General features: G+C 71.9%; 17 protein-coding genes. 2 read left to right on the forward strand and 15 right to left on the reverse strand.

Features of this window, described 5'->3' with window-relative positions; genetic code table 11:
* Window positions 1-119: 119 nt before the first annotated feature.
* The 11 genes from yajC to pgsA all read right to left on the reverse strand — a co-directional run bounded on the left by yajC (window position 120) and on the right by pgsA (window position 9,174).
* The gene (yajC, locus tag ACZ60X_RS23525) at window positions 120-623 is read right to left on the reverse strand and encodes a preprotein translocase subunit YajC (protein WP_469601703.1); all 504 of its coding nucleotides are present in this window, start codon (window positions 621-623) and stop codon (window positions 120-122) included.
* Window positions 624-833: 210 nt separating this feature from the next.
* Window positions 834-1,904 carry a Holliday junction branch migration DNA helicase RuvB gene (ruvB, locus tag ACZ60X_RS23530; RefSeq protein WP_469601705.1) on the reverse strand — a complete coding sequence of 357 codons (1,071 nt, stop codon included), beginning with the start codon at window positions 1,902-1,904 and terminating at the stop codon, window positions 834-836.
* Between the two features lie 38 nt (window positions 1,905-1,942).
* Entirely contained in the window at window positions 1,943-2,551 is a 609-nt protein-coding gene (gene ruvA, locus ACZ60X_RS23535; protein WP_469601707.1) for a Holliday junction branch migration protein RuvA, read from the reverse strand.
* Window positions 2,548-3,117, reverse strand: a complete 570-nt coding sequence (gene ruvC / locus ACZ60X_RS23540; RefSeq protein ID WP_469601709.1) for a crossover junction endodeoxyribonuclease RuvC — start codon at window positions 3,115-3,117, stop codon at window positions 2,548-2,550. The genes ruvA and ruvC overlap by 4 nt, the downstream gene beginning before the upstream one ends.
* 126 nt (window positions 3,118-3,243) lie before the next feature.
* A complete protein-coding gene (locus tag ACZ60X_RS23545; protein WP_469601712.1) occupies window positions 3,244-3,996 on the reverse strand; it encodes a YebC/PmpR family DNA-binding transcriptional regulator in 753 nt (250 codons plus the stop codon).
* A 48-nt stretch (window positions 3,997-4,044) separates the two neighbouring features.
* Window positions 4,045-4,653 carry a pyridoxal 5'-phosphate synthase glutaminase subunit PdxT gene (gene pdxT, locus ACZ60X_RS23550; protein WP_469601715.1) on the reverse strand — a complete coding sequence of 203 codons (609 nt, stop codon included), beginning with the start codon at window positions 4,651-4,653 and terminating at the stop codon, window positions 4,045-4,047.
* A gap of 30 nt (window positions 4,654-4,683) precedes the next feature.
* The gene (gene pdxS, locus ACZ60X_RS23555) at window positions 4,684-5,589 is read right to left on the reverse strand and encodes a pyridoxal 5'-phosphate synthase lyase subunit PdxS (protein WP_360744865.1); all 906 of its coding nucleotides are present in this window, start codon (window positions 5,587-5,589) and stop codon (window positions 4,684-4,686) included.
* Window positions 5,590-5,703: 114 nt separating this feature from the next.
* Window positions 5,704-6,246, reverse strand: a complete 543-nt coding sequence (locus ACZ60X_RS23560) for a LemA family protein (RefSeq protein WP_469601718.1) — start codon at window positions 6,244-6,246, stop codon at window positions 5,704-5,706.
* Window positions 6,247-6,431: 185 nt separating this feature from the next.
* Window positions 6,432-7,595: a glycosyltransferase family 4 protein gene (locus tag ACZ60X_RS23565; protein ID WP_469601723.1), complete on the reverse strand. Its 1,164-nt coding sequence runs from the start codon at window positions 7,593-7,595 to the stop codon at window positions 6,432-6,434.
* A complete protein-coding gene (locus ACZ60X_RS23570; RefSeq protein WP_469601726.1) occupies window positions 7,592-8,500 on the reverse strand; it encodes a phosphatidylinositol mannoside acyltransferase in 909 nt (302 codons plus the stop codon). Before ACZ60X_RS23570 ends, ACZ60X_RS23565 begins: the two co-directional genes overlap by 4 nt.
* Complete coding sequence (gene pgsA, locus ACZ60X_RS23575; protein WP_469601728.1) at window positions 8,497-9,174, reverse strand: phosphatidylinositol phosphate synthase; 678 nt, start codon at window positions 9,172-9,174, stop codon at window positions 8,497-8,499. Before pgsA ends, ACZ60X_RS23570 begins: the two co-directional genes overlap by 4 nt.
* 297 nt (window positions 9,175-9,471) lie before the next feature.
* On the opposite strand from pgsA, the gene ACZ60X_RS23580 reads away from it, so the two are divergent.
* A complete protein-coding gene (locus ACZ60X_RS23580; RefSeq protein WP_469601731.1) occupies window positions 9,472-11,670 on the forward strand; it encodes an elongation factor G-like protein EF-G2 in 2,199 nt (732 codons plus the stop codon).
* A 153-nt stretch (window positions 11,671-11,823) separates the two neighbouring features.
* On the forward strand, window positions 11,824-13,476 hold the full coding sequence (locus ACZ60X_RS23585) for a hypothetical protein (protein ID WP_469601734.1): 1,653 nt from the start codon (window positions 11,824-11,826) through the stop codon (window positions 13,474-13,476).
* A 33-nt stretch (window positions 13,477-13,509) separates the two neighbouring features.
* Here ACZ60X_RS23585 and ACZ60X_RS23590 read toward each other — a convergent pair whose 3' ends face one another.
* The 4 genes from ACZ60X_RS23590 to ACZ60X_RS23605 all read right to left on the reverse strand — a co-directional run bounded on the left by ACZ60X_RS23590 (window position 13,510) and on the right by ACZ60X_RS23605 (window position 18,023).
* Window positions 13,510-14,067: an HIT family protein gene (locus tag ACZ60X_RS23590; protein WP_469601736.1), complete on the reverse strand. Its 558-nt coding sequence runs from the start codon at window positions 14,065-14,067 to the stop codon at window positions 13,510-13,512.
* 73 nt (window positions 14,068-14,140) lie between these two features.
* The gene (gene thrS, locus ACZ60X_RS23595) at window positions 14,141-16,117 is read right to left on the reverse strand and encodes a threonine--tRNA ligase (RefSeq protein ID WP_469601738.1); all 1,977 of its coding nucleotides are present in this window, start codon (window positions 16,115-16,117) and stop codon (window positions 14,141-14,143) included.
* A gap of 98 nt (window positions 16,118-16,215) precedes the next feature.
* Window positions 16,216-17,460 carry a hypothetical protein gene (locus tag ACZ60X_RS23600; RefSeq protein ID WP_469601741.1) on the reverse strand — a complete coding sequence of 415 codons (1,245 nt, stop codon included), beginning with the start codon at window positions 17,458-17,460 and terminating at the stop codon, window positions 16,216-16,218.
* Complete coding sequence (locus tag ACZ60X_RS23605) at window positions 17,457-18,023, reverse strand: DUF4365 domain-containing protein (protein WP_469601744.1); 567 nt, start codon at window positions 18,021-18,023, stop codon at window positions 17,457-17,459. The genes ACZ60X_RS23600 and ACZ60X_RS23605 overlap by 4 nt, the downstream gene beginning before the upstream one ends.
* Window positions 18,024-18,172: the final 149 nt, after the last annotated feature.

Here is an 18,172-nt window from a genome sequence, read left to right on the forward strand (position 1 = left end):
GCCGCCCCGCGCCGGATCGGCGCGGTCGGCCATGACATGGTGTCGGGCTCCCGTGAAACAGGCACGCCCGGTGGTGCGCGGGGCGTGATTATGCCCCGCGGCGCGCCACCGGGGCGTGACTACTTCGCGTCGGAGTCGCCGTCGGACTTCTTCGGCTCGTCCTCGGCCTTGGCTACGGCGGCCTCGACCGCGTCGGTGCCGTCCTCGGCAGCATCCTTCTTACCGAGATCGACGGCCTTGTCGTCGGAGGCGGCGGCAGCGGGCGAGTCGGACTCGTCGGTCTCGGTGAGGGAGGACGCGTCGTCCGGGACGATGCCGGCGTCGGACTTCAGGTCGTGCTCGATGCCGTGGACGATGCGGTTGTACTCGTCGTCGCCGAGGACGGCGCCGATCGCGTTCTTGGCGAAGAGCAGCTCGACACCGGGGCCGGCGTCGAGGAGGACCGTCTCCTCGCCCACCTCCTTGACCGTCGCGTACATCCCCCCGATCGTGCGGACACCGGAGCCGGGCTGCATCTCGTTCCGCATCTGGTTGGCCTGCTGCTGCTTCTTCTTGGCCGAGCGTGTCATCAGGAACATGGCCGCGATGAGCACGATGAAGGGGAGAAGGGTAAAGGCATTCACGGGACGGAATTTCCTTCGCGCGACCGCGACGGGGAGCGGCCTTTGACGGGGGTGTGGGTCGGCGCCGCCCGCAAGGGCGGCATCGGCGGAGTCTAAGCGAGTCCGCGCGCATGGAACAACGCTCAGCATGGCACCTGGGTTCCTGCTGGGGCCAGTGCTCTCGTCGCCACCGCGCCGTCACCGAGCCGTCGCGGCGCCCGCGCGGCGCCGTCAGCTCCCGAACAGGTTCTGCTGTCCGTTTCCCCCGGCCGGCCCGCGCGGCGGGGTCAGGCCGAGGTGCGCCCAGGCGGCGGGTGTGGCGACCCGGCCACGCGGCGTGCGGGCGAGCAGGCCCTCGCGGACGAGGAACGGTTCGGCGACCTCCTCGACGGTCTCCCGCTCCTCCCCCACGGCGACCGCGAGCGTGGACAGCCCGACCGGGCCGCCGCCGAACAGCTTCAGCAGGGCCTCCAGCACGGCGCGGTCCAGCCGGTCCAGGCCGCGGGCGTCGACCTCGTACACGGCGAGGGCGGCCGCGGCGATCTCGCGGGTGATGACGCCGTCCGCCTTGACCTGGGCGTAGTCACGGACGCGACGCAGCAGGCGGTTGGCGATGCGGGGCGTGCCGCGGGACCGGCCGGCGATCTCGGCGGCGCCGTCCGGCTCGATCTCGACGTCCAGCAGGTGCGCCGAACGGTGGACGACGCGCTCCAGCTCGTGCGGCTCGTAGAACTCCATGTGCGCCGTGAAGCCGAAGCGGTCGCGCAGCGGCGGCGGCAGCAGGCCCGCGCGCGTGGTGGCGCCCACCAGGGTGAACGGGGGCAGTTCGAGGGGGATGGCGGTGGCGCCGGGGCCCTTGCCGACGATGACGTCGACGCGGAAGTCCTCCATCGCCATGTACAGCATCTCCTCGGCGGGCCGGGACATCCGGTGGATCTCGTCGAGGAAGAGGACCTCGCCCTCCTGGAGCGAGGAGAGGATCGCGGCGAGGTCGCCGGCGTGCTGGATGGCGGGGCCCGAGGTGATGCGGATGGGTGCGCCCATCTCGGCCGCGATGATCATCGACAGGGTGGTCTTGCCGAGGCCGGGGGCGCCGGAGAGCAGCACGTGGTCGGCGGTGGCGCCCCGCGCGCGTGCGGCGCGCAGCACGAGGTCGAGCTGTTCGCGGACCTTCTCCTGGCCGATGAACTCGTCGAGGTCCTTGGGGCGCAGCGCGGCCTCGACGGCCTGGTCCTCCCCGTCGGCGGCAGAGCCCACCAGCCGCTCCGGGGCGGGGGTGTCGGGGGTGTCGTCCCAGTTCATGTACTCTGCCTCGATCGTCGTGGGTCAGCGTCGTGCGGTCAGCGGGCGCGGTTGAGGGTCTGCAGGGCGGCCTTCAGCAGGACGCCGACCTGGGGCGTGCCGCCGGCGGCCTCGGCCTGGGGGGCCACGGCGGTGACGGCCTCGTCGGCCTCGCGGGTGGCGTAGCCGAGCCCGATGAGGGCCGCGTGCAGCTGGTCGCGCCAGCCCTGGGTGACCGGCGCGCCGATCGCGGGGGCCGTGCCGACGGGCTCGCCGAGGCGGTCCTTCAGCTCCAGCAGCAGCTTCTGCGCACCCTTCTTGCCGATGCCGGGGACGGCGGTCAGGGCCTTCTCGTCCGCCGTCGCGACGGCGCGGCGCAGCGCGTCCGGGGTGTGCACGGCGAGCATCGCCTGGGCCAGGCGCGGGCCGACGCCGCTCGCGGTCTGCAGCAGCTCGAAGACCTGGCGCTCGTCGTCGTCGGCGAAGCCGTACAGGGTCAGCGAGTCCTCGCGGACCACCAGGGAGGTGTGCAGTTTGGCGGGCCGGCCGACGCGGAGCGTGGACAGCGTGTTCGGCGTGCACTGCACGGCCATGCCGACCCCGCCGACCTCGACGACCGCGGCGTCGGGGGCGAGCGCGGCGACCGTGCCGCTGACGAAGGCGATCATGCCGTACGGCCTTTCGTTGCCTGGGCGTTCGTTGCGTGAGTTCTCGTTGCGTGCGGGGAGTGGCGGGCGACCGCCTGCTGGAGCCGGTTCTGGGCGGGGGCGCGCCAGATGTGGCAGATGGCGAGCGCCAGGGCGTCGGCGGCGTCGGCCGGCTTCGGTGGCGCGGCGAGCCGGAGCAGCCGGGTCACCATGGCGCCGACCTGCGCCTTGTCGGCCCGGCCGCTGCCGGTGACGGCGGCCTTGACCTCGCTCGGGGTGTGCAGGGCGACGGGGATGCCGCGGCGGGCGGCGCACACCATGGCGACGGCGCTGGCCTGGGCGGTGCCCATCACCGTACGCACGTTGTGCTGGCTGAAGACGCGCTCGACGGCGACGAACTCCGGCCGGTGCTCGTCCAGCCACTGCTCGATGCCCTGCTCGACGGCGAGGAGGCGGTGGCCGAGATCGGCGTCCACGGGCGTGCGGACGACTCCGACCCCGAGCATCGTGAGCGGCCGGCCCGCGACCCCCTCGACGACGCCGACACCGCACCGGGTCAGCCCGGGGTCCACCCCCAGTACGCGCACCGTGCCCCTCCCTCCGATCGCCTCGATCACGTGTTTGTGCAGGCTATCGGGTCCCACTGACAATGACGGCGGGCCGGTGGGACGTGTCCCACCGGCCCGCCGGAAACCCGCTGAACCCGCGGGGCGTTACGCGTCGACCTTCTCCATGATCTCGTCGCTCACGTCGAAGTTCGCGAAGACGTTCTGCACGTCGTCGCTGTCCTCCAGCGCGTCGATGAGCTTGAAGATCTTCCGGGCGCCCTCCTCGTCCAGCTGGACCTGCATGGTCGGGACGAAGTTGGCCTCGGCGGAGTCGTAGTCGATGCCGGCCTCCTGCAGAGCGCTGCGGACCGCGACCAGGTCGGTGGCCTCGCTGAGCACCTCGAAGGACTCGCCGAGGTCGTTGACCTCCTCGGCGCCCGCGTCCAGGACCGCGCCGAGGACGTCGTCCTCGGTCAGCTCGCCCTTGGGGACGATCACGACGCCCTTGCGGTTGAAGAGGTACGACACCGAGCCCGGGTCGGCCATGGAGCCGCCGTTGCGGGTCATGGCGACGCGGACGTCGGAGGCGGCGCGGTTGCGGTTGTCGGTGAGGCACTCGATGAGCACCGCGACACCGTTCGGGCCGTAGCCCTCGTACATGATCGTCTCGTAGTCGGCGCCGCCGGCTTCGAGACCGCCGCCGCGCTTGATCGCGGAGTCGATGTTCTTGTTCGGCACCGACTGCTTCTTGGCCTTCTGAACGGCGTCGTAGAGCGTCGGGTTACCGTCGAGGTCGACGCCGCCCATACGTGCGGCGACTTCGATGTTCTTGATCAGCTTCGCGAAGAGCTTGCCGCGCTTGGCGTCGATCACGGCCTTCTTGTGCTTCGTCGTAGCCCATTTAGAGTGGCCGGACATCTGCCTGTCTCCTTCGCGTAACCATCCACATAACGAACGCCAGAGATCCTACAAGGACTCCGCGGCCCGGTTCGCGCGCACCATGTCCACGAACAGGCCGTGCACGCGGTGGTCGCCCGTCAGTTCGGGATGGAACGACGTGGCGAGCGCGTTGCCCTGGCGGACGGCGACGATGTGGCCGCCGTGCTCGGCGAGCACCTCGGCGCCCGCGCCCACGGACTCGACCCAGGGGGCGCGGATGAAGACGCCCTCCACGGGATCACCGGGGATGCCCTTCATGTCGAGCGCGGCCTCGAAGGACTCGTTCTGGCGCCCGAAGGCGTTGCGGCGCACGATCATGTCGATGCCGCCGACGGTCTCCTGGCCCGAGCGCGGGTCGAGGATCTTGTCGGCCAGCATGATCATGCCCGCGCAGGTGCCGTAGACGGGCATGCCGTCCCGCACGCGCGCCCGGAGCGGCTCCATCACGCCGAAGAGGACGGCCAGCTTGGAGATGGTGGTCGACTCGCCGCCGGGCAGGACGAGACCGTCGACCTCGGCGAGTTCCTCGGGGCGCCGCACCGGCCTGGCCACGGCGTCGGCCGCGGCCAGGGCGATGAGGTGCTCCCGTACGTCGCCCTGCAGGGCCAGGACGCCTATGACGGGTGCGTCAGTCATGTGTTTCGCGCAGTCCTCTGGGGGGTGGGATTACCAGCCGCGGTTCGCGTAGCGCTCGGACTCGGGGAGGATGTCGCAGTTGATGCCGACCATGGCCTCGCCGAGGTTGCGGGACGCGTCCGCGATGATCTTCGGGTCGTCGTAGAAGGTGGTGGCCTTGACGATGGCCGCGGCACGCTTGGCCGGGTCGCCGGACTTGAAGATGCCGGAGCCTACGAAGACGCCCTCGGCACCGAGCTGGCGCATCAGGGCCGCGTCGGCCGGGGTGGCCACGCCGCCGGCGGAGAACAGCACGACCGGGAGCTTGCCCAGCTCGGCGACCTCCTTGACCAGCTCGTAGGGGGCGCGCAGCTCCTTGGCGGCGGCGTACAGCTCGTGGTTGTCCAGGCCACGCAGGCGGGCGATGTCGCCCTTGATCTGGCGCAGGTGGCGGACGGCCTCGACGACGTTGCCGGTGCCGGCCTCGCCCTTGGAGCGGATCATCGCCGCGCCCTCGGCGATCCGGCGCAGGGCCTCGCCCAGGTTGGTGGCACCGCACACGAACGGGGTGGTGAAGGACCACTTGTCGGAGTGGTTGACCTCGTCGGCCGGGGTGAGGACCTCGGACTCGTCGATGTAGTCGACGCCGAGGGACTGCAGCACCTGGGCCTCGACGAAGTGGCCGATGCGGGACTTGGCCATGACCGGGATGGAGACGGCGTCGATGATGCCCTCGATCATGTCCGGGTCGGACATGCGGGCCACGCCGCCGTCCTTGCGGATGTCCGCGGGGACCCGCTCCAGGGCCATGACGGCGACGGCGCCCGCGTCCTCGGCGATCTTCGCCTGCTCCGGCGTGACGACGTCCATGATCACGCCGCCCTTGAGCTGCTCGGCCATGCCACGCTTCACGCGCGCGGTGCCGGTCTCGGGAGCCTGGTTCTCGATGGTGGACACGGGTGACCTCACTGAAGGGAAAGAGGGTTTCTGCCTCACCGAGGAAACGCGAGTGGACCAGGCCACAGCAAGGGCCAATGGAAAGCCGGTGGATCATTTTCGTCCGCCTGGGGTTCAGGCGGCCCGCTCCACCAGGGCCGCGGGCGGCTCGTCGTCCATCTCGAAGGCCAGCGGGAACGGGGCGTGGCCGGCGAGCCGGAACCAGCGGACCTTGCGGTGTTCGCGGAGCCTGCGGGCGGCCCCCACGGCGTCGTTGTGGAACCGGCGGGCCATCGGCACCCTGCGGACCGCCTCGGCCAGCTCGTGGGCGGCCTCCTCGCCCCCTGGGGCCTCGCGTACGGCCTCCACCTGGGCGGGGTCCCCGAAGACCGCGCGCAGGGCCTGGCTCAGTTCGCTCTCCGCGACCTCCCGCTGCTCCTCCTCGGCCTGCCGCGCCGCGTGCGCGGCCTCGTACAGCACGATCGAGGCGGCCGGGTCCAGCACGCCCGAGGTGGCCAGTTCCTGGGTCACGGAGGCCCGCCGCAGCAACTGCGCGTCCAGCGCGGCCCGCGCGGCGTCCATCCGCACGTGCAGCCGGTCCAGGCGCCCGGCCGTCCAGCTGAGGTACACGCCGACGGCGACGAGGACGACGAGGATCCAGATGAGGGTTGCGGTCACGCGGGAAGGCTATCGGCTGCCACCCCACGCGCCTCACGGCAAGCCCCCGCCCCGGCGGTCGCCCTGCCCGCACGTCCGGCCCGGCGCCGTGTCACGCCCGTGAGCGGCGTCAGCCGGAACCGCCACCGCGCACACCGCGCCCCGGCCGCCGCCCGGAACGGCCGCCCCCGCGCGGGGCCGCCTGCTCAGTCGCGGGCCAGCCCGAAGCGCGCTCGCAGGCCGGTGGTCCGTTCGTCGGCCGCGACCGCCGCCGCACCGGCCGTGACCGTCTCGTAGACGGACAGGATGTCCGCGCCGACCGTCGACCAGTCGAAGCGCCGGACGTGGGCGCTGCCGCGCTCGCGCAGGGCGGCGCGGCGGGCGGGGTCCGCGAGGAGCCGTACGGCCGCCTCGGCGAGGGCGTCGGCGTCCTCGCCCGCGAAGACCTCGCCGGCCTCGCCCTGGTCGAGGACCTGCACGAAGGCGTCCAGGTCGGAGGCGAGCACGGGGGCGCCCGCCGACATCGCCTCGACCAGGATGATGCCGAAGCTCTCGCCGCCCGTGTTGGGCGCGACGTACAGGTCGACGCTGCGCAGCAAACGGGCCTTGTCCTCGTCGCTGATCATGCCGAGGAACTCCACGCGCGCGTGCAGCTCTTGGGGGAGGTCCGCCACGGCCGCCTCCTCGTCACCCCGCCCGGCGACCAGGAGGCGCGTCTGCGGGCGGGCCGCGAGGATCTTCGGCAGGGCCTTCATCAGCACGGGCAGGCCCTTGCGGGGCTCGTCGATACGGCCGATGAAGCCGATCGTGTCGCCCTGCCACTCCGGCTTCGGCTCGGCCCCGGCGAAGAAGTCCACGTCCACGCCGTTGGGGATGACCACCGCGTCCCCGCCGAGGTGCTCGACCAGCGTGCGCCGGGCGTACTCGCTGACCGCGATCCGCGCGCTGATCTTCTCCAGCGCGGCCTGGAGGATGGCGTACGCGGCGATCATCGCGCGCGAGCGGGGGTTGGAGGTGTGGAAGGTCGCGACGATCGGGCCCTGGGCGGCCCAGCAGGTCAGCAGGCCCAGCGAGGGCGAGGTCGGCTCGTGGATGTGGACCACGTCGAAGCGGCCCTCGTGCAGCCAGCGCCGTACCCGCGCGGCGGACAGGAAGCCGAAGTTGAGCCGGGCCACCGAGCCGTTGTACGGCACCGGGACGGCGCGGCCGGCGGAGACGACGTACGGCGGCAGCGGGGTGTCGTCGTCGGCCGGGGCGAGGACGGAGACCTCGTGGCCGAGGCGGAGGAAGTAGGCGGCGAGGTCGCGGATGTGGAACTGGACGCCGCCGGGCACGTCCCAGGAGTACGGGCAGACGATCCCGATTCTCACGAGGGTCCCTTCGCGGGGTCGAGGTCGGCGAGCCACAGGCGCTGGAGCATGTGCCAGTCCTCCGGATGGTCGGCGATCCCGGTGGCGAAGGCGTCGGCCAGCGCCTGTGTCATCACAGACGTCCTCTCCGCGCGCGTGCCTGTCCCGGGTACCTCCACCGGGGGATGCACCTGTCCCCGCATGACGGGCGAGTCGTCGTACCAGAGGGTGACGGGCAGCAGCAGCGCGCCGGTCTGCTGGGCGAGCAGGGCGGGGCCCGCGGGCATCCTGGTGCGCTCGCCGAAGAAGTCGACCTCGACGCCGGACGACGACAGGTCGCGGTCGGCCACCAGGCAGACCAGGCCGCCGTCGCGCAGCCGCCGGGCCAGGGTGCCGAAGGCGGAGCCGCCGCTGTGCGGCAGGACCTCCATGCCGAGGCCCTCGCGGTAGGCGACGAAGCGGTCGTAGAGGGTCTCGGGCTTCAACCGCTCGGCGACCGTGGTGAACGGCGTCCGCAGCTCGGTGGTGACCCAGGCGCCGGCCAGGTCCCAGTTGGCCATGTGCGGCAGGGCGAGGATCACGCCCTGACCGGAGGCGAGGCCGTCGGTCAGGTGGTGGACGTCCTTCGGGTCGAAGCCCGTCCTCACCCGCTCGGCGCTCCAGGCCGGCAGCCGGAAGGACTCCATCCAGTAGCGCAGGTACGAGCGCATGCCCGCGCGGGACAGCTCGGCGAGCCGCTCGGGACCGGCGCCGGGCACCACGCGCGCGTAGTTCGACTCCAGGCGCAGGACCCCCTTGCCGCGCTGCTTCCAGGCGAGGTCGGCGATGGTGCGGCCGAGGCGCGCCGCCGCGGGTTCGGGGAGCTTCTTGACGGTGCTCCAGCCGAGGCCGTAGAGCGCGTCGGTGAGCCGGTCCGCGGTGCTCACTTCGCCGCCTCGGTCCCCTGGGACGCGTTCTGCCCGGCGGCGGCCGCCTCCGCCTCGGCGGACTCGCGGCGCACGGTGACGACCCGCTGGACGAGCGTGACGAGGCTGCCGGCGGCGACGATCCACAGGGCGATCGGCAGCAGCCACTGGACGCCCGGGATGCCGAACTTGTGCATGCCCGCGAAACCGGCCGCGACCAGTGAGATCACCAGGCGCTCGGCGCGCTCGACCAGCCCGTTGACGGCGACCGGCAGGCCGATCGACTCGCCGCGCGCCTTGGTGTACGACACCACCTGGCCGCTGGCCAGGCAGAAGATCGACACCGCGCACAGCATGTTGTCGTTCCCCTGGCCCGCGTACCAGAGCGCGAAGCCGCCGAAGATGGCGCCGTCGGCGACCCGGTCGAGGGTGGAGTCCAGGAAGGCGCCCCAGCGGCTGGAGCGGCCGAGCTGGCGGGCCATGTTGCCGTCGACCAGGTCGGAGAAGACGAACAGGGTGATGACGACCGTGCCCCAGAAGAACTCGCCCCGGGGGTAGAAGACCAGCGCGCCCGCCACCACACCGGCGGTGCCGATGAGCGTGACCGTGTCGGGGCTCACCCCCCGCCGGATGAGAAACGCGGCGAACGGTGTGAGGACACGCGTGAAGAATGCACGCGCGTACTTGTTCAGCATGGCCTTCCCGACGGTCGGTGTCGCGCCGTGGCCCTGGCGGCCTCCGGCTGGCCCATCGTAGCCACGCGCGTGCGTGCGTGGCGGGCGGGCACCCGCAGCCCGTCCGGCGAACCGGCGTGCGCCGCCGTGCGCGGGGCGCGCGTGGCGCGATCGCGGTCCGCGGCCGTCCTTCGTATGGACGCCGCGTGACGGGAGTGGAAAGCTCGAATAACCGCGGGCGTCGCCGGAGCCGCCAGAGCACGCGGATCCCGCGTGTCCGCGCCCACACAGACCTCACCGTGCACGGGAGGCAGGATCATGGGCGACAAGACTCAGACACACCCCGGGGCCGCCGGCAGGGCTCTTGAGGCCGACCAGCCCGCGTCCGTACGGAACGTGGTGCTGGTCGGCCACTCCGGTTCGGGCAAGACCACGCTGGTGGAGGCTCTCGCGCTCACCGCGGGGGCGGTGAACCGGGCGGGCCGCGTCGAGGACGGCGCCACCGTCTCGGACTACGACGAGATCGAGCACCGGCAGCAGCGCTCCGTACAGCTCTCCCTGGTGCCGGTCGAATGGAACGGCATCAAGATCAACCTCCTCGACACCCCCGGGTACGCCGACTTCGTCGGGGAGCTGCGGGCCGGTCTGCGCGCGGCGGACGCGGCCCTCTTCGTCGTCTCGGCCTCGGACGGGGTGGACGGCTCGACCCGGATGGTCTGGGAGGAGTGCGCGGCCGTCGGCATGCCCCGGGCGATCGTGGTCACGCATCTGGAGGCCGCGCGCGCGGACTTCGAGGAGATGACCCGGACCTGCGCGGAGGCCTTCGGCGGGGACGACCCCGACGCGGTGCTCCCGCTGTACCTGCCGCTGCGCGGACCGGAGGGCCCCGACGGGCACGCGCCCGTGACCGGGCTGGTCGGGCTGCTGACGCAGAAGCTGTTCGACTACTCGACCGGGGAGCGCAAGGAGTCCGAGCCCGGCGCGGACCAGCTGCCGGACATCGAGGAGGCCCGCAACCGGCTCATCGAGGGCATCATCGCCGAGAGCGAGGACGAGACCCTCATGGACCGCTATCTCGGCGGTGAGCAGGTGGACGTCAAGACCCTGATCGAGGACCTGGAGCGGGCCGTCGCCCGCGGCTCGTTCTACCCGGTCCTGGCGGCCGCCCCGGCCGCCGAGGGCGCCCGGCAGGGGCTCGGCACGGTCGAGCTGCTGGAGCTGGTCACCGGCGGCTTCCCGACGCCCTTCGAGCACCCGCTGCCCGAGGTCACCTCGATCGACGGCGAGCCGCGCGGGCTGAAGCCCTGCGACACCTGCGGCCCGCTGGTCGCCGAGGTCGTCAAGACCTCCTCCGACCCCTACGTCGGCCGGGTCTCCCTCGTCCGCGTCTTCTCCGGCACACTACGCCCCGACCAGACGGTGCACGTCTCCGGGCACGGGCTGGCCGACCGCGGTCACGAGGACCACGACGTCGACGAGAAGGTCGGCGCCCTCACCATGGCCTTCGGCAAGCAGCAGCGCCCGGTGACACACGCCGTCGCCGGCGACCTGGTGTGCGTGGCCAAGCTCGGCCGCGCCGAGACCGGGGACACGCTCTCCGCGAAGGACGACCCGCTGCTGATGGAGCCGTGGCGGATGCCCGACCCGCTGCTGCCACTGGCCATCCAGGCGCACAGCAAGGCGGACGAGGACAAGCTCTCGCAGGGCCTGGCCCGGCTGGTCGCCGAGGACCCGACGATGCGCCTGGAGCAGAACCAGGACACCCACCAGGTGGTCCTGTGGTGCCTGGGCGAGGCGCACGCGGACGTCGCCCTGGAGCGGCTGCGCAGCCGCTACGGCGTCCAGGTCGACGTCGTCCCGCACAGGGTCTCCCTGAGGGAGACGTTCGCGGGCAGGGCGAGCGGACGCGGCCGGCATGTGAAGCAGTCCGGCGGGCACGGGCAGTACGCGATCTGCGAGATCGAGGTGGAGCCGCTGCCGGGCGGCTCGGGCATCGAGTTCGTGGATAAGGTGGTCGGCGGCGCCGTACCGCGCCAGTTCATCCCGTCCGTCGAGAAGGGCGTACGGGCGCAGGCGGCCAAGGGCGTCGCCGCGGGATACCCGCTGGTGGACGTGCGGATCACCCTGCTGGACGGCAAGGCGCACTCGGTGGACTCCTCCGACGCCGCCTTCCAGACGGCGGGCGCGCTGGCGCTGCGGGAGGCCGCGGCCGACGCGAAGATCCACCTGCTGGAGCCGGTGGCCGAGGTGTCCGTGCTGGTCGGCGACGACTACGTGGGCGCGGTGATGAGCGACCTGTCGAGCCGGCGTGGCCGGGTGCTCGGCACCGAACAGGTCGGCACCGGGCGGACCCTGATCCGGGCCGAGGTGCCCGAGTTCGAGATCGGCCGGTACGCCGTCGACCTGCGCTCGCTGTCCCACGGCACGGCCCGCTTCGACCGCAGCTACGCCCGGCACGAGCCGATGCCGCCGCAGATCGCCGAGCGCATCCGCGAACAGGCGGACGAGATGGCGTAGTTCACCGGCGCACACCGTTCGGGCGGGCGGCTTCGGCCGTCCGCCCCCGCGCTGTCAGTGGCTGAGGATACGCTGATGACCTGATCAACAGGTGTGCGGAGTACGGAAGTCGGGAAGGCCGCAGAAGCGGGACGGCGGCAAGTGGGGGCGGGAATGAGCTTCGAGGACTTCTTCGGGCCACAGGTGCCGAGGCCGGGCGGCGATGCGCAGGCCCCGACCCTGGCCCTGGCCTCGGCGGCGTACCGGGACACCCCGATGGAGGAGATCAAGAAGGCCGACAACGAATGGCACCGGTCGACGGTCAACGAGCACCGCAGGTGGGCGAAGATCTTCCGGCCGAACTTCGGTGAGGCCTACTCCCAGGCGGTGATCGACCGCATGCTGGGTGTCGACCGCAAGCCGCTCATCCAGTCCTTCGGCTGCGAGCCCCAGGTGGTCGTCGAGCACTGCCTCGCGGCCAACCGCATCCGCCGGGAGCGGGACACCAGGCTGACCGCCCTCATGGTGCTGTGCGGGCTGCTCTTCCTGCCCGGCCTGCTGGTCTGGCTGCTGGTCTTCCAGCTGCGGGCGACCATGCTGAAGAACGGCGACAAGCGGGTCTCGGGGCTCGGCACCGTCCTGCTCGCCGCCGTCGGCATCCTCGCGGTGCTGTTCCTGGTCCGCACCCCCTTCACCGGCTTCTGGCAGTGGTACGCGCGCGGCTGCGTCGTGGTCCCCGTGGCCGGCTGGTTCCTGGCCAAGCGGATCTGCGAGCGCACGGCGAGGGACCTGCGCGAGCGCTGGGGCGAGCTGCTCTCCGGCGGCAGCGTCGGCGCGAAGGTGCCCGAAGCGGTGCCCACCAGCCCCGACCAGGCCGCGGCCGAGCAGCTGCGCCAGTCCCTGGCGCGGCTCAGCGCCGAGCAGCAGTCCAACTCCGTCTTCTACGCCGGTCCCCGGGGCATCCTCGGCATGGGCACCCGCTGGGGCGCCTGGCACATGGCGGAGGAGCTGGTCCCCCTCGACCCGGTCAAGGGCATCCACGAGTTCCGCAGCTGGACGGTCGTCCGGGCCATCCACGAGGAGCTGAGCGTGCTGCACCGGCAGCACCTGAAGACCGGCGGCTTCCCCGAGCCGCAGGTACGGCACTGGATCGTCACGCATGTGGGCGAGGGCGCCACGTCGGTGTCCCGGCCCGAGGGGACGGACGTCGAGGCGTACCAGGTCAAGCCGAAGGCCGTCGAGGACATCTGCAACAACCAGCAGTTCGACAGCGGCGACCGGCACTACCTCGGCGTGCAGTGGCCGCATCTGTGGAGCGGCGACCTCATCCTCACCATGATGATCACGGTGACCGTGCTGAAGGAGACCCTGCGCATCGAGGTCACCGGACACGCCCTCGGCCCGGTCAACGGCCTGTTCCGCGGCAAGCCCGAGGATCCCGTCAAGAAGGTCGCGAAGACCGTCAAGTTCTGGGAGACACGGACCGTCAGGCTTCCGCTGGTCACCACCGACGAGGTGGTCCGGCTCGCCGCGCGCGCCGCCCTGGGCTGGTATCCGCCGCTGCTGAAGTGGCTCGGCGGCTCCATCGGCCTGCCCGAGCCCTTCGGTCTGCGGCACGCCTGGGCCGACCAGCCCTGGCGGCACCGCTTCATGGCCGACGACGCGCTCCGCGCGGCCACCCCGATCCTCCGCGCGGTGCACCGGGCCGCGCTCCGGGTGCTCAGGGAGCACGACGTCGACGTCGAGAAGTTCAGCTCCCGCGCGTCCGCCCTCAGCGGCTCGGTGCAGGACGCTTCGCCGAAGAAGGCCGACACCTACGACGCGTAGGGTCTGGGGGCACCGCCCCCAGACCTCGCTTGATCACGCCGGCCAGGCCTCCGCCAGCATCTTCCTGGTGTCGGCCAGCAGCTGCGGCAGCACCTTGGTGTGGCCCACCACCGGCATGAAGTTCGTGTCGCCGCCCCAGCGGGGGACGATGTGCTGGTGGAGGTGGGCGGCGATGCCGGCGCCCGCGACGGTGCCCTGGTTCATGCCGATGTTGAAACCGTGCGCGCCGGACGCGATGCGCAGCGCCGTCATCGCCTGCTTGGTCAGCTCGGCCAGCTCGGCGGTCTCCGGCCCGGTCAGCTCGGTGTAGTCGGCGACGTGCCGGTACGGCACGGTCATCAGATGGCCGCCGTTGTACGGGTAGAGGTTGAGCACCGCGTACACGTGCTCGCCACGCCGGACGACCAGGCCGTCCTCGTCGGACATGGCCGGGATCGAGCAGAAGGGACAGCCGTCGTCGGCCCCGGGGCCGGTCGGCTTGTTCTCGCCCTGGATGTACGCCATCCGGTGGGGCGTCCACAGGCGCTGGAACGCGTCCTGCGTCCCCACTCCGATCTGCTGTTCCGGCTCAGTCGTCATGCCATGCAGCATATGGCGTCCAGGTACGGCACAAGGCAAGGCCCCCGGCGGGATCGGTTCGCCGGGGGCCGTGCGGAACGCCTGCTCAGACCTGGGCCCGCTCGGCCACGATCTTCGCGATCTTCGCGATGGCCTCGTCGAACGGGATGCCGTTCTCCTGCGAGCCGTCGCGGTAGCGGAAGGACACCGAGCCGCCCGACATGTCCTCGTCGCCCGCGATGACCATGAAGGGCACCTTCTGCTTCTGGGCGTTGCGGATCTTCTTCTGCATCCGGTCCGAGGAGGAGTCCACCTCGACGCGCAGCCCCTGCTTGCGGGCCGCCGCCGCGAACTTCTCCAGGTACTCGACGTGGGCGTCGCCGATCGGGATGCCGAGTGCCTGGACGGGGGCCAGCCAGGCCGGGAAGGCGCCCGCGTAGTGCTCCAGGAGCACCGCGAAGAAGCGCTCGATCGAGCCGAAGAGGGCGCGGTGGATCATCACCGGGCGCTGCTTGGAGCCGTCCGGGCCCGTGTACTCCAGGTTGAAGCGCTCGGGCAGGTTGAAGTCGAGCTGGATGGTCGACATCTGCCAGGTCCGGCCGATCGCGTCCTTGGCCTGGACGGAGATCTTCGGGCCGTAGAAGGCGGCGCCGCCCGGGTCGGGGACGAGGGGCAGGCCCTGCTTCTCGGCGACCTGGCGCAGGGTCTCGGTCGCCTCCTCCCAGACCTCGTCGGAGCCGACGAACTTCTCCGGGTCCTTGGTGGACAGTTCCAGGTAGAAGTCGGTCAGGCCGTAGTCGCGCAGCAGGCCGAGGACGAAGGTGAGCGTCTTGTCCAGTTCCTCGGACATCTGCTCACGGGTGCAGTAGATGTGCGCGTCGTCCTGCGTGAAGCCGCGGGCACGGGTGAGGCCGTGCACGACGCCCGACTTCTCGTACCGGTACACGGTCCCGAACTCGAAGAGACGCAGCGGCAGTTCACGGTAGGAGCGGCCGCGCGCGTCGAAGATCAGGTTGTGCATCGGGCAGTTCATGGGCTTGAGGTAGTAGTCCACGCCCTCGTCGAGCTGCATGGGCGGGTACATGCCCTCGGCGTACCAGTCCAGGTGCCCGGACGTCTCGAAGAGCTTCCCCTTCGTCGCGTGCGGGGTGTAGACGAACTCGTAGCCCTCTTCCTCGTGGCGGCGCCGCGAGTAGTCCTCCATGACCCGGCGGATGATGCCGCCCTTGGGGTGGAAGACCGCGAGGCCGGAGCCGATCTGCTCCGGGATGGAGAACAGGTCCAGCTCGGTGCCGAGCTTGCGGTGGTCGCGCTTCTCGGCCTCGGCGAGGAAGTCCAGGTACGCCTTCAGTTCGTCCTTGGACGGCCAGGCGGTGCCGTAGATGCGCTGGAGCATCGGGTTCTTCTCGCTGCCGCGCCAGTAGGCGGCCGCGTTGCGCATCAGCTTGAACGCCGGGATGAGGCGGGTCGAGGGCAGGTGCGGACCGCGGCAGAGGTCCTTCCAGCACAGCTCGCCGGTCTTGGCGTCCAGGTTGTCGTAGATCGTCAGCTCGCCGGCGCCGACCTCGACGTCCGCGCCGTCGTCGGAGGAGGCCGCCCCCTTGAGGCCGATCAGCTCCAGCTTGTACGGCTCGTTCGCCAGCTCCTCGCGAGCGGCCTCGTCGGTGACGACGCGGCGGGCGAAGCGCTGCCCGCGCTTCTGGATCTCCTGCATCTTCTTCTCGATGGCCTTGAGATCCTCGGGCGTGAACGGCTTCTCCACGTCGAAGTCGTAGTAGAAGCCGTCCTTGACGGGCGGGCCGATGCCCAGCTTGGCCTCGGGGAAGATCTCCTGCACGGCCTGCGCCATGACGTGCGCGGTGGAGTGGCGCAGGATGTTCAGACCGTCCTCGGAGGAGATCTCGACGCCCTCGACGGTCTCGCCGTCCTTGACCTCGTAGGCGAGGTCCTTCAGCTCGCCCCCGACCCGTGCGGCGATGATCGAGCGCTCGCCCGCGAAGAGGTCGGCGGCCGTAGTGCCCGTCGTCACCACGCGTTCTTCCCGCTCGGAATCGCGTTGGATGATCACACGGACGTCTGACACCGGTCTCTCCTGACTGAAGGTGGGTGCGGCGCCATACCAGGAGCGCGCGCACAGGCGATCGTACCGACCCGACGGCACCGACCGCTAAACGGTCACCCTCAGTCCCCGTCCCCGTACTCTCCCGGCTCCCCGTCGCCGCACGCCTCCCCGAAGCAGTCGAGGTTCTCCTGCAGAGCCTTCATCAGCCGGTCCCGCTCGGCCTCGTCGACCTGGACCGGTACGACCCCGCGGGCGCCGGTCAGCCGGCGGAAGCCGCCCCGGCGCTCCAGCCGGCCGTGCACGCGCACCGGGAGGCCGACGAGGTGGGCGTGGCCCGCGATGCGGTAGTCCTCCTCGCCCAGGGTGACGCGGACGTGCGCGACCTCGGCGCCGGCGAGGACGCGCAGCCGTACGGTGCCCTCGCCGCCGGGGCCGGAGCGGCGCATGCGGACCACGGCGCCGGTGATCCCGACCGGCACGGAGGGTTCCTCGCGCAGATAGCGGGCGGCGGCCTCGCGCAGCACGGGCAGGTCGCCGGGAGAGAACTCGACGGGTTCGGCGGAGGGGGCACAGCCCTCGGGGACGCCGGCGCCCGGCGCCCAGGCGACGGCGATGCGGGCGCCCTCGGTGCCGCGGACGAGCGCGGCCAGCGCCTCGGTCAGCTCGCGGCTGACCCCGGCCTCGACGGCGCCGTCGAAGGCGTCCATGCCGCCGGTGGCCCGCTGGTAGTCGATGGCCTCGCGGGCGGCGAACAGGGCCTGGTGGAGGCGGACGGCGAGCGGGCGGCCGGTGGGCACGGGCGCGAAGGCGGTGACGGCGCGCCCCTCGGCGGCGGGTCCGACGAGGACGTGTTCGAGCAGGGCGGCGGCCGCGCGGCGGTGGCGGGCGCCGTGGTAGCCGGCACGCGCGCGTGTGGCGAGCGCGGCGGCGAGCAGCATCTGCCGTGCCGCGCCGCGCAGTTGCTCCTCCGCGCTCCAGGGCGCGGCGCCGCCGGGCCCGCCCGGGGTGTCGCGCCACCAGCGGATCTCGTCGCTGGGCACGGCGAGCGAGATCAGCACCTCGCGCGCGCCGGGCGTCTCGCTGCGCGCGAGGGCGTCGAGGGCCTCGCCGAGCAGGTCGTCGCTGTCGGGGAAGGCGCGGCTCTCCGGCACCAGCAGGCTGGTCGCCCCGCCGCCCGGCCCCGGCGGGGTCCAGCGGCCGTAGCGCCCGGGGGCTCCGCCGCGCCGCTGCCAGCCGTGCCGGCGCAGCAGGGCGCCGAGCACGGCCGGGTCGACCCGGGCGGGGTCGGGCGGCTGCTGCCGGGCGGGGTCGTCGGGATGCGGCCGGACCTGGCGCGGCAGTTCCTCGTACGGACGGCTCCTCATGGCCTGCCTCCCGTCCCGACCCGCGTCATGATCTCGCACAGCGCCCGGTCGTCGAAGATGCGCGAGGTCGGGATCCGCACGGTGGTCCGGTGCCGCCCGGTGACCGGGTGGCCGGCGAGGTTGACCCAGTAGCAGCAGTGCCTCAGGTCGAGCCGGTCGTGGCTGGCGCGCAGCCAGTCGTCCTGGGAGCGCGGGACCAGCATGACGACCAGGATCTTGTGCACCGAGACGGGTGTGCGGGCGAGCTTGCGCAGATGGTCGTTGTCGAGGGTGAAGGAGAAGAAGCGCCCCGGCGGACTGGGCGCGACCTGGTACGTGGCCTTCAGCTGCACCTTGATGGTGACCTCGTCGTCCACGGTGTGGCCGGGCGCGCTGTGGCTGACGTGCCAGTCGATGCCGTTGTCCGGGAAGGGCTGGGACAGCGAGCATCCCGCGGCCGCGGCGACCGCGTGCAGATAGCCGACCTGCAGTGTCTCCATGCAGGCCGTGGTGGCGAGCGTGCCGCGGACGGTGCCCGGGCGATCGGGCAGCAGCCCGCCCCGCTCGGGCTGCGCTATGGCCATGACCAACAGCCTTCCAGGCAATGGGTGTCTCCGCTGCGGGCCGCTGAACTGCAAAGACCCGTACTCCTGTTGTCTCCTCGCGGCGTACGGCGCAAACGGCCCGGGTATCACCAAACGGGCAGAAGACGGAACGTCACCTGCCGTGGGTG

The organism is Streptomyces sp. NPDC104106 (assembly GCF_055584345.1).

Coding starts and splice junctions, on each gene's coding strand:
- ruvB (WP_469601705.1), bottom strand. CDS start 1,904: ATGAACTGGGACGACACCCCCGACACCCCCGCCCCGGAGCGGCTGGTG.
- ruvA (WP_469601707.1), bottom strand. CDS start 2,551: ATGATCGCCTTCGTCAGCGGCACGGTCGCCGCGCTCGCCCCCGACGCC.
- ACZ60X_RS23545 (WP_469601712.1), bottom strand. CDS start 3,996: ATGTCCGGCCACTCTAAATGGGCTACGACGAAGCACAAGAAGGCCGTG.
- pdxT (WP_469601715.1), bottom strand. CDS start 4,653: ATGACTGACGCACCCGTCATAGGCGTCCTGGCCCTGCAGGGCGACGTA.
- pgsA (WP_469601728.1), bottom strand. CDS start 9,174: ATGCTGAACAAGTACGCGCGTGCATTCTTCACGCGTGTCCTCACACCG.
- ACZ60X_RS23580 (WP_469601731.1), top strand. CDS start 9,472: ATGGGCGACAAGACTCAGACACACCCCGGGGCCGCCGGCAGGGCTCTT.
- ACZ60X_RS23585 (WP_469601734.1), top strand. CDS start 11,824: ATGAGCTTCGAGGACTTCTTCGGGCCACAGGTGCCGAGGCCGGGCGGC.
- ACZ60X_RS23590 (WP_469601736.1), bottom strand. CDS start 14,067: ATGCTGCATGGCATGACGACTGAGCCGGAACAGCAGATCGGAGTGGGG.
- ACZ60X_RS23600 (WP_469601741.1), bottom strand. CDS start 17,460: ATGAGGAGCCGTCCGTACGAGGAACTGCCGCGCCAGGTCCGGCCGCAT.
- ACZ60X_RS23605 (WP_469601744.1), bottom strand. CDS start 18,023: ATGGCCATAGCGCAGCCCGAGCGGGGCGGGCTGCTGCCCGATCGCCCG.